At 52.8% G+C, this 13,069-nt stretch carries 15 protein-coding genes and 1 tRNA gene; all 16 read right to left on the reverse strand.

The window, feature by feature from the left end; translation table 11 throughout:
* Nucleotides 1–26 precede the first annotated feature (26 nt).
* Nucleotides 27–638: a type III secretion system stator protein SctL gene (sctL, locus tag AP059_RS06580; RefSeq protein WP_059762423.1), complete on the reverse strand. Its 612-nt coding sequence runs from the start codon at nt 636–638 to the stop codon at nt 27–29.
* A complete protein-coding gene (locus tag AP059_RS06585) occupies nt 616–1,176 on the reverse strand; it encodes a type III secretion protein (protein ID WP_177332358.1) in 561 nt (186 codons plus the stop codon). Before AP059_RS06585 ends, sctL begins: the two co-directional genes overlap by 23 nt.
* Nucleotides 1,177–1,208: 32 nt before the next feature.
* Nucleotides 1,209–2,021 carry a type III secretion system inner membrane ring lipoprotein SctJ gene (gene sctJ / locus AP059_RS06590; RefSeq protein ID WP_059762425.1) on the reverse strand — a complete coding sequence of 271 codons (813 nt, stop codon included), beginning with the start codon at nt 2,019–2,021 and terminating at the stop codon, nt 1,209–1,211.
* Between the two features lie 9 nt (nt 2,022–2,030).
* Nucleotides 2,031–2,399, reverse strand: coding sequence for a type III secretion system inner rod subunit SctI (gene sctI, locus AP059_RS22440; protein ID WP_059762426.1), 369 nt, complete (start codon nt 2,397–2,399; stop codon nt 2,031–2,033).
* Between the two features lie 127 nt (nt 2,400–2,526).
* On the reverse strand, nt 2,527–2,799 hold the full coding sequence (locus AP059_RS22250; protein ID WP_059762427.1) for a hypothetical protein: 273 nt from the start codon (nt 2,797–2,799) through the stop codon (nt 2,527–2,529).
* A 58-nt stretch (nt 2,800–2,857) separates the two neighbouring features.
* Nucleotides 2,858–3,067 carry a hypothetical protein gene (locus AP059_RS06605; RefSeq protein WP_059762428.1) on the reverse strand — a complete coding sequence of 70 codons (210 nt, stop codon included), beginning with the start codon at nt 3,065–3,067 and terminating at the stop codon, nt 2,858–2,860.
* 94 nt (nt 3,068–3,161) lie between these two features.
* The gene (locus tag AP059_RS06610) at nt 3,162–4,079 is read right to left on the reverse strand and encodes a sigma 54-interacting transcriptional regulator (RefSeq protein WP_059762429.1); all 918 of its coding nucleotides are present in this window, start codon (nt 4,077–4,079) and stop codon (nt 3,162–3,164) included.
* Between the two features lie 505 nt (nt 4,080–4,584).
* On the reverse strand, nt 4,585–5,637 hold the full coding sequence (locus AP059_RS06615) for an FUSC family protein (protein ID WP_059762430.1): 1,053 nt from the start codon (nt 5,635–5,637) through the stop codon (nt 4,585–4,587).
* Between the two features lie 375 nt (nt 5,638–6,012).
* Nucleotides 6,013–7,113: a redox-regulated ATPase YchF gene (gene ychF, locus AP059_RS06620; RefSeq protein ID WP_059762431.1), complete on the reverse strand. Its 1,101-nt coding sequence runs from the start codon at nt 7,111–7,113 to the stop codon at nt 6,013–6,015.
* Nucleotides 7,114–7,136: 23 nt separating this feature from the next.
* Nucleotides 7,137–7,721 (reverse strand): aminoacyl-tRNA hydrolase, encoded by a 585-nt coding sequence (gene pth / locus AP059_RS06625; RefSeq protein ID WP_048363104.1) that lies wholly within the window; start codon nt 7,719–7,721, stop codon nt 7,137–7,139.
* 165 nt (nt 7,722–7,886) lie between these two features.
* Complete coding sequence (locus tag AP059_RS06630) at nt 7,887–8,477, reverse strand: 50S ribosomal protein L25/general stress protein Ctc (RefSeq protein WP_059762432.1); 591 nt, start codon at nt 8,475–8,477, stop codon at nt 7,887–7,889.
* A gap of 140 nt (nt 8,478–8,617) precedes the next feature.
* On the reverse strand, nt 8,618–9,559 hold the full coding sequence (locus AP059_RS06635) for a ribose-phosphate pyrophosphokinase (RefSeq protein WP_019825119.1): 942 nt from the start codon (nt 9,557–9,559) through the stop codon (nt 8,618–8,620).
* A 45-nt stretch (nt 9,560–9,604) separates the two neighbouring features.
* Nucleotides 9,605–9,679: transfer RNA gene (locus tag AP059_RS06640), tRNA-Gln, on the reverse strand.
* 37 nt (nt 9,680–9,716) lie between these two features.
* Nucleotides 9,717–10,565, reverse strand: a complete 849-nt coding sequence (gene ispE / locus AP059_RS06645) for a 4-(cytidine 5'-diphospho)-2-C-methyl-D-erythritol kinase (protein ID WP_059762433.1) — start codon at nt 10,563–10,565, stop codon at nt 9,717–9,719.
* 1 nt (nt 10,566) lies between these two features.
* Complete coding sequence (gene lolB, locus AP059_RS06650) at nt 10,567–11,193, reverse strand: lipoprotein insertase outer membrane protein LolB (RefSeq protein WP_059762434.1); 627 nt, start codon at nt 11,191–11,193, stop codon at nt 10,567–10,569.
* Between the two features lie 3 nt (nt 11,194–11,196).
* Nucleotides 11,197–12,921: a tetratricopeptide repeat protein gene (locus AP059_RS06655; protein ID WP_059762435.1), complete on the reverse strand. Its 1,725-nt coding sequence runs from the start codon at nt 12,919–12,921 to the stop codon at nt 11,197–11,199.
* Between the last annotated feature and the right edge of the window lie 148 nt (nt 12,922–13,069).

Below are 13,069 nucleotides of genomic sequence, written 5' to 3' on the forward strand. Positions count from 1 at the left end.
GTAGTTCTCTCCTAGTGATGAACTGACTACTGTGTGGTATTGAGTTTTGAATCGGTTCCATCAGGCGGGTCAGGTAGCAATAAGGCATCCCGCGTTGTGAACCAATCGATATGCAGATCGCCATGTTCTGATACCAGCACGAGGGACAAAGGGGGGAGAGATTCATCAGGCTCCAACTGCCAAACATTGTCTACGTGGGTAGATAACCATTGCTGGATGTCTTCTTGGGCGTCCGGATGACAGCGCAAAACGGTGCTAAGTGAAGGGCATTGAACGCGTAGCAGTTGTGCAAGTAGCGCTGTGATACGCGATGTGTGCGGCACCTCATCAAGTAAACGAAGCAAGGCTTGATTTACCACTTGAGTGGCGTTTGACTCCAGCGCCTGGCACTGGGCTGAGTGTTGGGTTGCCCACTGCGCCAGTTGTGCATTGGCCATACCCCAAAACTCAGACCGGGCCTTTTCACATGCTGCTTCTGAAGCGGTGTGTGCGGCCCTGAGCAATGCATCCACTTTGCTATGTGCCTGCGTCAGCATCTGTTGAGCCTGGCCGCAGTCGAGGAGTGTTTGATGGGGCATCAGTAGTGACGGCAGCCCTGGCAAATCTGCTCGCAGTTCAATCTTGCGTCGTAACAACATCCTCAAGCTCCTGTTCATCTAAAAGAGAGGTTGCGGCTGCTTCGTTGAACTTGATGCTTTTCCACAGCACCGCTTGCCATAGTGATTGAAGCTTTAGTGCTGCAATGGCGTGAGGTGTTATGAGTTCAAGCGCACTGACTCTGGAGCGAGCAAAGCTCAAACGCAGGCGTTGCCAAACGGCTGGCGTTACCCAGGCCCTTAACAGCTGTAGAGTGTCATCGCTCGTCGCTAGCCAGTCAGTGGGGCGCAAGACCTTGGATAAACGTTGGCACCAGAGTTGCTGAGTCGTGCACAACGAGTTGGGCAGCTGGGGGCGACAGATACAGTCGACCAGCGTCAAAACGAATGCCTGGTGCGTAGCTGGCGCCAATATGAAATGGAGTAGGGCGCGATCAGGTTCGACAGGCAGGCAAGGCGTAATAGCAAAAGCCCTGCCTGTGCGAGCGTGCTGGCTACGGGTTAACGTGCGTGCCTGTTCAATGGGCAACGCCTCGAGTTCGGCGTCATACCAATCGGGGTGAGCCTGCTTCCAGGCCATCGCCCACCACCGTGCCCATAACTCACCCTCGCTCATGGTGCACCCGTGATGTGAGGCTCGTTGTCAGGCAACGCCGCTGCAGGGTCTTCAGGTTTAGGTCGACGCGAAGGTTTTTTTAACCAAATCAGAATCGCAATGATCACCAGCGGCGGAGCGGAAATAAGGGCCACGAAGAGTTTTTTCCAAAATCCCTGGTTCTGCTCGGGAATAAGAAAAGGCCCCAGAAAGACCAGTGATTGTTTTTCCAGATAAGCGGTGGAGGGGACGAACACCGTGGTTATTTTATTGGGAGTTTCAATGGCTGAAGCCATACCGGGAATGCTGCTGGCAACCAGTCTTCGTACGCGTGCCTGAATACTGTCCGGGTCCAGTTTTGTATCGTGCTTGATAAAAACTGATGCAGACGCAGGTTGTACCGGCTCTCCAGGGGCTACTCGCTCAGGCAACACGACATGCACGCGAGCCACAATGACGCCGTCAATCTTTGACAGCGTGGCCTCGAGCTCTTGTGAAAGCGCATAGATATAGCGCGCACGTTCTTCCAGGGGGGTTGAAATGACCCCTTCCTTACGAAAAATGTCCCCAAGATTAGTGCGTTGGGCGCGTGGTAGTCCTGCTGCTTCCAGCACATTGACGGCGCGGCTTATATCGCTAGCGCGGATACGTACGGACACACCGCTTTTAGCAGGAATTTTTTGGGCATTGATCTGCTTGTTAGCCAGCTCAGCGATAACTTCATTAGCCTCCTGTTCGGAAAGCTCACGGTGAAGCTCCACATGTTCGCCACACCCCGCCATGCTTAACATGGTGATAAAGAACAGGCCTTTGAAGAGATCACGCACCATGTTTTTTACCTAAGAGAGGTTGGTCAGTTTTTCGATAGCTTGTGACGTTTTGCTGATCATTTTGGCTGTTAGTTGAGTCTCAAGATGAAAGGCTGACATGGCGCGGGTTGATTTGACCATGTTCATAGGATCCGTATGACGGCCTACTTTTTGCAGCGCGCGTGCAGCCTGATTTGATAGCCCCTGCAGGAAGTCGGAGCGCTGTGTCAATGATTGACCTGCCTTGTTGTCTAGCGACACGCTGTTGACTGATGCGGGGTCGTTATTTTTTAAAACAGTATTAAACCAGCCCACGTCAAGTTGCTCGGGTGCCGATGTAGATGTCTTCGTATAAGCGGATAAAGAAGGTGTTTGTACGTCCTGGATATTTATATTCATAAAGACGCTCTGGTCGATAAGAGGGCTTGGCAGAGATAACAGCCCACGTGCCGTAGTTAAAGGTTCCCCCGCTGTGAGAGCGGGGGATAAACAGTCCTGTCGAAATGCTAGGGCTGAACCTGACTGGTTAATATTGAACTTGTTTTGCGGAGCTGCTGAGAGTGTTGGACGCTTTATTACCGGAATCAATAGCGCCGGCCATGATGGCATTAATGCCGTCAGTGACGATCTTGCTCAGAGCCGCTTTAGATTGCATTTCAGTCATGCGTGCTTGCGCTTCATCTTGTAGCTTCATCGCTTTTTTAGAAGCTTCTTCCGATTTGTTGTTTTCTCCGCTGCCTACAAAACCGGCACTGCCCCCAATGACGCTGTTAAATATACCGCTATTATTTCCGATCATAGTGTATTTCCTGTGTGGTTATTGCCGTGGGTGTTTAAATAACTGCATGAGCGCGTTGTCAGTACGAAATAGGTTCCTTGGTTTGTGAATCAGGAGCCTTGATACTTTCCAAGTGCTTATCGATGCCCTTGGAAATATTGTCCAGCCCGAACTTAACAACGTCCTTGGCGATACTGCCGGCTGTTTCAACGACTGATTGCACAATGGGCGCCACAGCCTGCACAACTGGCGCAACAAGTGGCACTAGCATAGCGAGTAAGGGAAGCATATTGTTACCTCCAGGGATAACTGATTTATGAAAAAACGTGTTGTATTCCTGCAATGAGTGTTATTTTTTTTAAGAGTGTTCCATTAAATATTGATTATGAAATGTCTAATTGTTTCATTCGGTGGTACAGCGTGCGTTTCGCGATCCCTAACTCAAGGGCAACGGCATCGATGCTGTGCAGGTGGCGTCGCAGTGAGTCTTGTATCAAAAGTTTTTCTATTTGTTGTAAGCGGAACTTCAAACTCATGTCGGCGTCCGCATCCTCTCTGGCGCCTGATGAAATGGGCAGTAGCCCAAGTACCAGTCGTTTGGCAGTGGATCGTAATTCCCTGACATTGCCCGGCCAGTCATGGCACACCATTTGTTGCAGCAGCGAGCTGTCGGGAATGGGAGCTAGTGATTTGAAATGCTCTGCTTCTTGCTGGATAAGGCTCATGAATAAAGGAATGATTTGCTCCCGCTTTTCACGCAAAGGCGGCAAATTGAGGCTAACGACATTAAGACGGAAATAAAGATCGCGCCTGAACAGACCTTGTTCAACCATGTCTATCAACGAGGTTTGGGCTGAGGCGATAACGCGCATGTCCAGCGCTATAAGTTTTGTAGACCCCAAGCGTTCAACACCACGGGTTTCAAGTACCCGTAATAATTTGGCCTGCAAGGTCAGGGGCATACTGTCTATTTCATCGAGATACAGGGTACCCATATTTGAGGCTTCAATAAAACCTGCGCGCGACTGCACTGTTCCCGTAAATGCTCCGTGCGTCACACCAAAGAGTTGGCTCTCGGCAAGCGTTTCAGGAATGGCAGCGCAATTGATGGCGATAAAACTGCCTCGTCGGCCTGACAAGCAATGAATTCGTTCTGCCAATGTATCTTTGCCTGTACCTGTCTCACCATGTAACAAGATATCAATGTTGAGTGTGGCGATATTGTTGACGATTTCGTCTAGCGCGGGATCTTCAAGTTGAAATGTGTCGTGAACATTATTTTTTTTATGTGGAGACACCATATTTCTACTCCAATAATCATTTTTTCAACTGATCTTGCACGCGGGGCACTATTCTGAAGATCGAGGTAAAAGGTATTTTCATTTAATATAAATTATTTCGGTACCACCCCCTCCTGTGGGCCAGCCACCTGGGTGTGAAAAATAAAGGGCGCACAGTATGCTCGGTGTGCTTAGAGTGAAAGGTATGTTGAGAACTCCCATGCTCCTTAGGTTTTGATTTTAGAGTGGTCGAGGCATGGGTTGAGTGCCTATGTTCTTTGATTGCAGTAGGAAAGTTCTTTGGTTTGATGGGTAAGTGTCATTCATTAATCATTTTTTGTGAGGTTTGTATGTTGTTACACAATGATTGGCAGTGGGGTGGGTCCATATATAAAACTGGGTGATTATAGCGGTATGTGTTCTCTGTTTTAATTAAGGAAGTCAGTGAGCTTCGGGTGTCTGAAACTGTCGAGAGACATAAGGATATGTTTTGCTTTCTCCTTTAGATATCAAGCGTGCTCGTTTTTCATTTTTCAGTATCTCTATGTGTAGTGAGTCTGAATGTGAATAATGCACTCTCAACCGTTTGTAAGTGTTCTAAGCAAAGTTGCCAAGGTGCAGCGCTAATATCTGCTACGTCGTAAGGGGTGTTTGGGGTAGGGGGCGTGTTGTTGTCTTCCCTGGCAAGGGCTAAGCAACGGGTAGCCACGCAGCTCAAGCGTTCATGCAGTGAGGGGGGCGGTGTGCCTTGCTCTTTGCGCAAGGCATTGGCAAACGCTTCAGAGAACAGCAAGGCGCTGGCGTAAAGTCGAACGGCGTGGCGTTCGTAACGACTGGCAATCTCTTTGACCTCACGTGAAGCAAAACGTCCGCGTAACGTCCACCGAGCAGTATTTCGTGCCATGGCGATGCCGTTTTCCAATGTAATGAGGCTGTCGTGAGCTGAAGAAAAAATCTGTACTGCATTGTGCGCTTTGGACGCGTCATTATTTTCGAGAGCCTCAAGGCTTTTTTCAAATCCTGAAGCGAGCTTTTCCAAGAGCTCTTTTGCTGAACTATCGATAATACCAATGGGGTTGGGGGTCATCAGTATTTGGCTGAAGACCAATCCAACTCCCGCTCCCATGATCACATCCAGCATGCGTACAGCACCTGCGCTCTCAGGACCTACTGCCAGCATCAATACAGCCGAGACTCCTGCCTGAATCGGAACTACAGGAGCCAGGCCATATAGGGCTGCAATGGCAATGGCCGCGAATGTTGCAAAGCCAATTCGTAATAATGGATAAGAGTCGGGGAGCCACAGAGCGGCTTCGCCCACCAGAATTCCGGTTGCAACACCTACCATCAAGCCTATCGCTTGCTTGCCGTGACTAGGGAGGCCTGGCGCGAGGCACACAACCGCACTGATCGCTGCAAAGACTGGGTGCGCATGACCGAAAAAATGCTGGGCAAGGATCCATGCCAACGCGGCCGCAATAGCTGAAGCCAGTGCATCTCGCCAAGCGGATGACCAGCGAGACACCACCCGTTCAATCAGGGGATTAGTGAAGCGATTGAAGAACAGCTTGGCGAACATTGAACCCCCCGATCGGCCCGTCAATGGGCGTAGTAACTGACTATAGATCCTTTGTTTCTGGGTTTGGCTCTGCGCAAAGCGCTAGCCGTTCCTTTCCAGAATCGGTGAGGGCTACATCGGATGTGTAGAGTGCAATGCGCGCACTCATAGCTGCATCCATTTATGTAGGAAAGATGTTACGTCACGTCAAGAGCTTGCCGCGTCGAACCTAGACTCACAAGACACATTTGGGATGTAGTGAATTTTCTTCAAGATCAAAGGATTCTTCTTACGCTTGGTAGGGAATAAGCACCAAAAACAAGAGGCATTGATAGCAAAGTTAAAAAAACAGGCCAAAAAAAACCGCGCCTGAGCGCGGTTTTTTTCGTGTTGTGTTTACACGTTGAAGCGGAAGTGCAGAACGTCACCGTCTTTAACGATGTATTCCTTGCCTTCCAGACGCCATTTACCAGCTTCTTTTGCACCCGCTTCGCCGTTGAATTTGATGAAATCGTCGTAGGCAATTACTTCAGCGCGGATAAAGCCTTTTTCGAAGTCGGTGTGGATCACACCGGCGGCTTGTGGCGCCGTAGCACCGACTTTCACGGTCCAGGCGCGAACTTCTTGAACGCCAGCGGTGAAGTAGGTTTGCAGGTTGAGCATTTCGTAACCTGCGCGAATCACGCGGTTCAGGCCTGGCTCTTCAAGGCCCAGAGCCTCCAGGAACATGTCTTTTTCTTCGCCGTCGTCCAGCTCGGCAATTTCGGCTTCAATCTTGTTGCAGACCGGCACCACGATGGCGCCTTCTTCTGCCGCAATCGCCATCACCACGTCAAGCAACGGATTGTTTTCGAAGCCGTCTTCGGCCACGTTGGCGATGTACATCACCGGCTTGGTCGTCAGCAGGTGGAAGCCTTTGATGATGTGTTTCTCATCAGCGTCCATGTTCTTGATCAGGCTGCGTGCCGGCTTGCCCAAGGTGAAGTGGGCAATCAGTTGCTCCAGCAAGGCTTTTTGAGCCACCGCGTCTTTGTCACCGCCTTTGGCGTTACGCGCGACTTTCTGCAATTGCTTTTCGCAGCTGTCGAGGTCGGCGAAGATCAGCTCAATGTCGATGATCTCGATATCGCGTTTCGGGTCAACGCTGTTGGAAACGTGAATCACGTTTTCGTCTTCAAAGCAGCGGACCACGTGAGCAATGGCATCGGTCTCACGGATGTTGGCCAAGAACTTGTTGCCCAGCCCTTCGCCTTTCGATGCGCCAGCCACCAGGCCTGCGATATCGACGAACTCCATAGTGGTAGGCAAGATGCGCTGAGGCTTGACGATGGCAGCCAGCGCGTCAAGACGTGGGTCGGGCATCGGCACGATGCCGGTGTTCGGCTCGATCGTGCAGAAGGGGAAGTTCTCAGCCGCAATACCGGATTTGGTCAGGGCGTTGAACAGGGTGGACTTGCCGACGTTAGGCAGGCCGACGATGCCGCAGTTGAATCCCATGGTGTTTTCCCCGAGGAGTAGAGTCAGGCCTTCTGGCTGTGCAGGTTTTTCATCGCACGGTTCCATTCCCCGGCGAGGATATCCGGCAGCACGCCGAGGGCAAAATCGATGCTGGCGTCCAGTTTTTCCTGTTCGGCGCGTGGCGCACGACCCAGGACAAAGTTGGACACCATGCTGGCGACGCCTGGGTGGCCAATGCCGAGCCGCAGACGGTAGAAATTATTGTTGTTCCCCAGTTGCGCGATGATGTCGCGCAGCCCGTTGTGACCTCCGTGGCCGCCGCCCAGCTTGAGCTTGGCAACGCCGGGAGGGAGATCCAGTTCGTCGTGGGCCACCAATATGGACTGCGGTTCAATGCGGTAGAAACCGGCAAGTGCCGCTACGGCCTGGCCGCTTCGGTTCATATAGGTGGTGGGAATCAACAGGCGAACATCCTGACCTTGGTGGCTGAAACGCCCGGTCAGGCCAAAATACTTGCGATCCGCAACGAGATTGACCCCGTTTGCTGACGCTAGACGCTCAACAAAAAGGGCCCCTGCGTTATGCCGGGTCTGTTCGTATTCGGTGCCTGGATTTCCCAGGCCAACGATCAGTTTTATGGCGGTCACGACAAGGGCCCTTCTATGGCGTTGTGAATAACATCACCGCTGACAGCAGCGGCGAAAACGGACAAAAATACGGGTTTACATGAGTAAACTTCGCGATCTTGTCCGCTTTACTCGCTGCGTGTTAGCTCGCGATGTTTCTCAAAACTCCAACAACAGAGTAATGAATTACTCTGCGTCTGCTTCTGGTGCAACACGTGGAGCGTGAACGTTGGCTACTGCCAGGTCGTTACCGTGTGCCAGAGCTACGAACTCAACGCCTTTAGGAGCGGTGATGTCCGACAGGTGAATGATCGAGCCGACTTCAGCGTTAGCCAGGTCAACTTCGATGAATTCAGGCAGGTCTTTTGGCAGGCAGGAAACTTCGATTTCAGCAACAACGTGCGAGATCTCGCCGCCTTTCTTGATCGGAGCAGCTTCACCAACAAAGTGAACTGGAACGATTGCAGTCAGCTTTTGACCGGCAACAACGCGAACGAAGTCAGCGTGCATCACGTGGCCTTTAGCCGGGTGACGTTGCAGAGCTTTGATGATCACGTTTTGCTTAACGCCGCCAACAGTCAGTTCGATAACGTGGCTGTAAGCCGCTTCGTTTTCGAGCAGTTTGGCAACTTCTTTGGCCAGCATGCTGATGGATTCAGGGGCTTTTTCGCCACCGTAAACTACAGCTGGAACCAGGCTTGCGAGACGACGCAGGCGGCGGCTCGCACCTTTCCCCAGGTCGGAACGCACTTCAGCATTCAGAGTAAAATCGTTCATGTTGTATCTCCAAAATAACCACATCCGGCCTAGCGTTTGCGACCAGCGCTATGGACGGTATGGGCAAAAAAGCCCCGCCCCAACAGGCTGTTGGGGCGGGGCGCTTTTCGTCAACGTGATATCCGAGAAGGGCAGGGCCCTTATCGGAACATCGCGCTGATCGATTCTTCGTTGCTGATGCGGCGAACCGCTTCAGCCACAACCGGTGCGATATCCAACTGGCGGATACGCGAACAGGCTTGTGCGGCAGCGGACAGCGGAATGGTGTTAGTCACCACCAGCTCATCCAGCATGGAATTTTCGATATTCTCGATTGCCCGACCCGACAGCACAGGGTGTGTGCAGTAGGCGAACACTTTGGATGCGCCATGCTCTTTCAAGGCTTTAGCCGCATGGCACAGAGTGCCGGCGGTATCGACCATGTCATCAACCAGAATGCAGGTACGCCCTTCGACATCACCAATGATATGCATCACTTCCGAGTGATTGGCTTTCTCACGGCGTTTGTCGATGATACCCAGATCAACGCCCAGGGATTTTGCAACAGCACGTGCACGCACGACGCCGCCGATATCCGGGGACACAATCATAAGGTTCTCAAAGCGCTGATCTTCGATGTCATCCACCAAAACTGGGGAGCCATAGATGTTATCTACAGGAATATCGAAGAAGCCCTGAATTTGGTCAGCATGCAAATCAACCGTGAGAACACGATCGATGCCGACTACGGTAAGCATGTCAGCAACAACTTTTGCGCTGATAGCCACACGTGCGGAGCGCGGACGGCGATCCTGACGGGCATAACCAAAGTAAGGAATAACAGCAGTAATACGAGTCGCTGAGGAGCGGCGGAAGGCATCAGCCATCACGACGAGTTCCATCAGGTTATCGTTGGTCGGAGCACAAGTCGGCTGAATGATGAAAACGTCTTTACCGCGGACATTTTCATTAATCTCAGCGGTAATCTCGCCGTCGGAAAACTTACCGACAGAAATGTCACCGAGTGGGATATGCAGCTGACGTACGACACGCCGAGCCAGATCGGGGTTAGCGTTCCCCGTAAAGACCATCATCTTGGACACGCGCAGTACCTGAAGGCTGAGGGTAACCTGGATGAGTATAAGAAATGGCAGGGGCGGCTGGATTCGAACCAACGCATGGCAGGATCAAAACCTGCTGCCTTACCGCTTGGCGACGCCCCTGTATCTGTTGCTACGAGTACCGTGTACCCGTTTCCGCTTACAGATTTTGTAGTGTGCGATGCAACATCGAAACGTTGCTTCCCTTTGCTACAAACCCTGTATGGGTCTCTGTAAGAAGGTGCAGGACTTTATCAGCATCTGCTTCGTTTGGGAAGGCCCCAAATATACAACTTCCAGTTCCAGTTAATTTTGCCTCGGTATATTTACCTAACAAATTCAAAGCTTTACGTACATCTGGGTAAAGCTCCGTCACTACTGCTTCGCAGTCGTTTCGGCTGTTTCCCTTGGGAACGGGGCGCACTTTAATGGGCAAAGAGTTACGTGTCAACAAAGGATGTGAAAAAATTTCTGCTGTGCTTACAGAGACTTGCGGTACAAGCACCACATACCAAGGCTCTTCGGGGTATTCGGGTGACAGGATTTCGCCCACGCCCTCAGCGAAAGCGGCGTGGCCGCGTACGAAAACCGGTACGTCAGCCCCCAGACTCAAACCCAATGCGGCCAGGCGATCCTCATCCCAGTCCAGTTGCCAAAGATGATTGAGGGCCAGCAATGTGGTGGCGGCATTGGAGCTGCCCCCGCCAATGCCGCCACCCATAGGCAGCACTTTTTTGATCCGGATATCAATGCCCAGCGGGCAGGCGGCGTGTTGCTGAAGTAGTTTTGCTGCTCTGACGATCAAGTTCTGATCATGGGGCACGCCGGGGAACTCGGTGTGCAGGCAGATCTTTGCGTCATCGCGCACCGAAAACGTCATTTCATCGCCGTAATCGAGAAATTGAAACAACGTTTGCAGCTCGTGATAGCCGTCCTCGCGACGGCCAAGGATGTGCAGCATCAAATTCAGTTTTGCCGGTGAAGGCAAAGTCAGTGGATTTTTTTGCATGTCATTGACCCAACTGACGGGGTTGCCAATCTTTCACCACCAGAGTGACGTCCAGATCGGTACCGTGCAGCTTAATGCGCTCAGGGACCCAGAAGCCGTTTTGTTCGACGTAACTCAGGTATTCAATTTTCCAGCCGTCCTGTTCCAGATTGGCCAGGCGGCTGTCTGCATTGAGTGTGACCCGGCTTTTGCTGCCGGGAGCCGGTAGTCCGCGCACCCACCAGACCAAATGTGACACGGGCAGGCTCCAGCCCAGTTGTTCGCCCAGCAGTTGTTCTGGTGTGGACGCTTCATAGCGGCCCTGATTGGCAACTTCCAGGCTCACATTCCCGGGCCGTCCGGTCAGGCGGGCGGCACCCCGGCCCAGTGGGCCTGACAAGCGAATGTCGTAATAGTCCTGGCGCTGCAACCAAAACAAGGTCGCGCTGCCGGAGTCTTTAGGGGCGCGAATTCCGACCTTGCCGTTGATCTGCCAGCCGTCGAGTTGCGTCAAATGCTGTTTGTGTTCTGTCCACAACGCCGGGCTGCCGTGACCCTCAACCGATTCACGGGCGCCAAACATCGAGCAGCCGGCCAAAAGAGCGATCAAGCCAAAGGCAATAAGGTGTCGCAGGTGGCGATAAAACATGATTTAAAGAGTCTCGGATCCGGTCAGGCGCAAAACGGTTTTGCGCAGGAGAGGGCTGTCGGGGTTTTCTTTAAGAAACGTGGCCCATATTTGCTTGGCTTCGCGCTGCTTGCCATTGGCCCAAAGCACCTCGCCCAAGTGCGCGGCGACTTCTTGGTCCGGGAAGCGCTCCAGTGCCTGGCGCAACAAACGCTCGGCTTCATCCAGATTGCCAAGGCGATAATTCACCCAGCCCAAGCTGTCGAGCACGGCCGGATCATCCGGGTTGATGTCGTAAGCCTGCTGAATCAGTGCTTTGGCTTCGGCGTAGCGCGTCGTCCGATCTGACAGGGTGTAGCCCAGTGCGTTCAATGCCATTGCGTTGTCAGGCTCGCGGGCAATGATGGCGCGCAAGTCTTTTTCCATTTGCGGCAGGTCATTGCGCTTTTCGGCCAGCATGGCGCGTGAGTACAACAGGTTCAGATCATCCGGGTACTGTTTCAGCGCTTGTTGCAGGACGTTCCAGGCACGGTTTGTCTGATTGTTCGCACTCAATGTTTCTGCTTCGATCAAAAACAACTGAATCGCGTAGTCCGGTTGCTCATCTCGTGCAGTGGCAAGTTTGGTGGATGCTTCAGCGCCCCGGCCGTGGCTGATCAAAATGTCAGCCTGGCGCAGTTGGGCGGGCAAATAGTCATTGCCGGGGCCAACCAGGGCGTATTCGATCAGTGCGCCTTGCGGGTCGTTGCGCTCCTCGGCAATCCGGCCAAGGTTTAAATGCGCGGAGTCTACGTGGCTGTCGCGCTCAATCAGTGTTTGCAGATAGCCTTCGGCCTCGTTCCAGGCTTTGCCTTCAAGGCACACCAATGCCAGCGAAAAGCGCAGTTCATCGTCTTCGGGGTATTGCTGGAGCAGGCTGGCGAACTGGGCTTTGGCTTGATCCATGCGGTTCTGTTCAACCAGTGTGCGGGCATACGTCAGGCCCAGGCGCTTGTCCTCAGGGTACTGTTCGACACTTTTTTTCAGCAGCGGCAGGGCTTCGTCGCCGCGATCAAGCCCTTGCAAGATGCGCGCTCGCAGCAGCACCGGTGCGACTTCACCGGCTTGCGGCGGATTGCGTTCCAGCAGCTTGAGTGCGCCTTGTGCGTCACCGTCCTGCTGCATCAACAAGGCTTTGCCGAAAATAAGCTGGCCGTTGTCCGGATGCCTGGCGAGTAATTGATCAAAGCTTTTGAGCAATCCGCTGCGGGTGTCTGGGTCTGTTTCGGCGGCCGATAAGGCTAAAAAGTCAAAGTGAGTATCGCCTTTGGCTTGCAGGACTTTTTCCATGTACACCATGGAATCGTCATACCGGCCGTTGCGTGCCAACTGAATAGCGGCCGCGCGTTGTGCTTCCAGATCATCCGGTGCGTTTCTGGCCCAAATCAGCGATGTGTCGAGTGCGGCCTGATCGGCGCCCAGGTACTCGGCAATGCGAAAGGCGCGCTCGGAAATTCCCGGGTCCTGGGTGTTGATGGCCTGGGTCACGTAGTTATCCAGTGCCAGGTCCAGTCGATTGCGCTGGCCCGCCAATTCGGCGCTTAACAAGCTGTACAGCGTGTCTTCGCTGAATGAGCTGTAGACCGTTGGTTTTTCGGGTGCGGAGGTGGCGTCTTCGACCGGGGACGATTCGTTCGGCGACGTGGGAGCCAAGGCCTGGCAGCCACTGAGGAAGACGAGAGCAAGGAGCAACGCGGAGGATCTATTCATATAAGAGAAGGGCGACTTACCTGCGGTCGGGGCATCATGACACATGCGACAGGGCAAACCCTAACAGCTGCGACTATCGATATGAAGGGCCAGGATGATGGCTAATTGGGCGTCAACAGACCTTAACTATAGAGACAATAGTCAGCAA

Source organism: Pseudomonas sp. TAA207, assembly GCF_001529285.1.
GTDB lineage: Bacteria > Pseudomonadota > Gammaproteobacteria > Pseudomonadales > Pseudomonadaceae > Aquipseudomonas > Aquipseudomonas weihenstephanensis.

Coding starts and splice junctions, on each gene's coding strand:
- sctL (WP_059762423.1), bottom strand. CDS start 638: ATGTTGTTACGACGCAAGATTGAACTGCGAGCAGATTTGCCAGGGCTG.
- AP059_RS06585 (WP_177332358.1), bottom strand. CDS start 1,176: ATGGCCTGGAAGCAGGCTCACCCCGATTGGTATGACGCCGAACTCGAG.
- sctJ (WP_059762425.1), bottom strand. CDS start 2,021: ATGGTGCGTGATCTCTTCAAAGGCCTGTTCTTTATCACCATGTTAAGC.
- sctI (WP_059762426.1), bottom strand. CDS start 2,399: ATGAATATAAATATCCAGGACGTACAAACACCTTCTTTATCCGCTTAT.
- AP059_RS22250 (WP_059762427.1), bottom strand. CDS start 2,799: ATGATCGGAAATAATAGCGGTATATTTAACAGCGTCATTGGGGGCAGT.
- AP059_RS06605 (WP_059762428.1), bottom strand. CDS start 3,067: ATGCTTCCCTTACTCGCTATGCTAGTGCCACTTGTTGCGCCAGTTGTG.
- AP059_RS06610 (WP_059762429.1), bottom strand. CDS start 4,079: ATGGTGTCTCCACATAAAAAAAATAATGTTCACGACACATTTCAACTT.
- AP059_RS06615 (WP_059762430.1), bottom strand. CDS start 5,637: ATGTTCGCCAAGCTGTTCTTCAATCGCTTCACTAATCCCCTGATTGAA.
- ychF (WP_059762431.1), bottom strand. CDS start 7,113: ATGGGATTCAACTGCGGCATCGTCGGCCTGCCTAACGTCGGCAAGTCC.
- AP059_RS06630 (WP_059762432.1), bottom strand. CDS start 8,477: ATGAACGATTTTACTCTGAATGCTGAAGTGCGTTCCGACCTGGGGAAA.
- ispE (WP_059762433.1), bottom strand. CDS start 10,565: ATGCAAAAAAATCCACTGACTTTGCCTTCACCGGCAAAACTGAATTTG.
- lolB (WP_059762434.1), bottom strand. CDS start 11,193: ATGTTTTATCGCCACCTGCGACACCTTATTGCCTTTGGCTTGATCGCT.
- AP059_RS06655 (WP_059762435.1), bottom strand. CDS start 12,921: ATGAATAGATCCTCCGCGTTGCTCCTTGCTCTCGTCTTCCTCAGTGGC.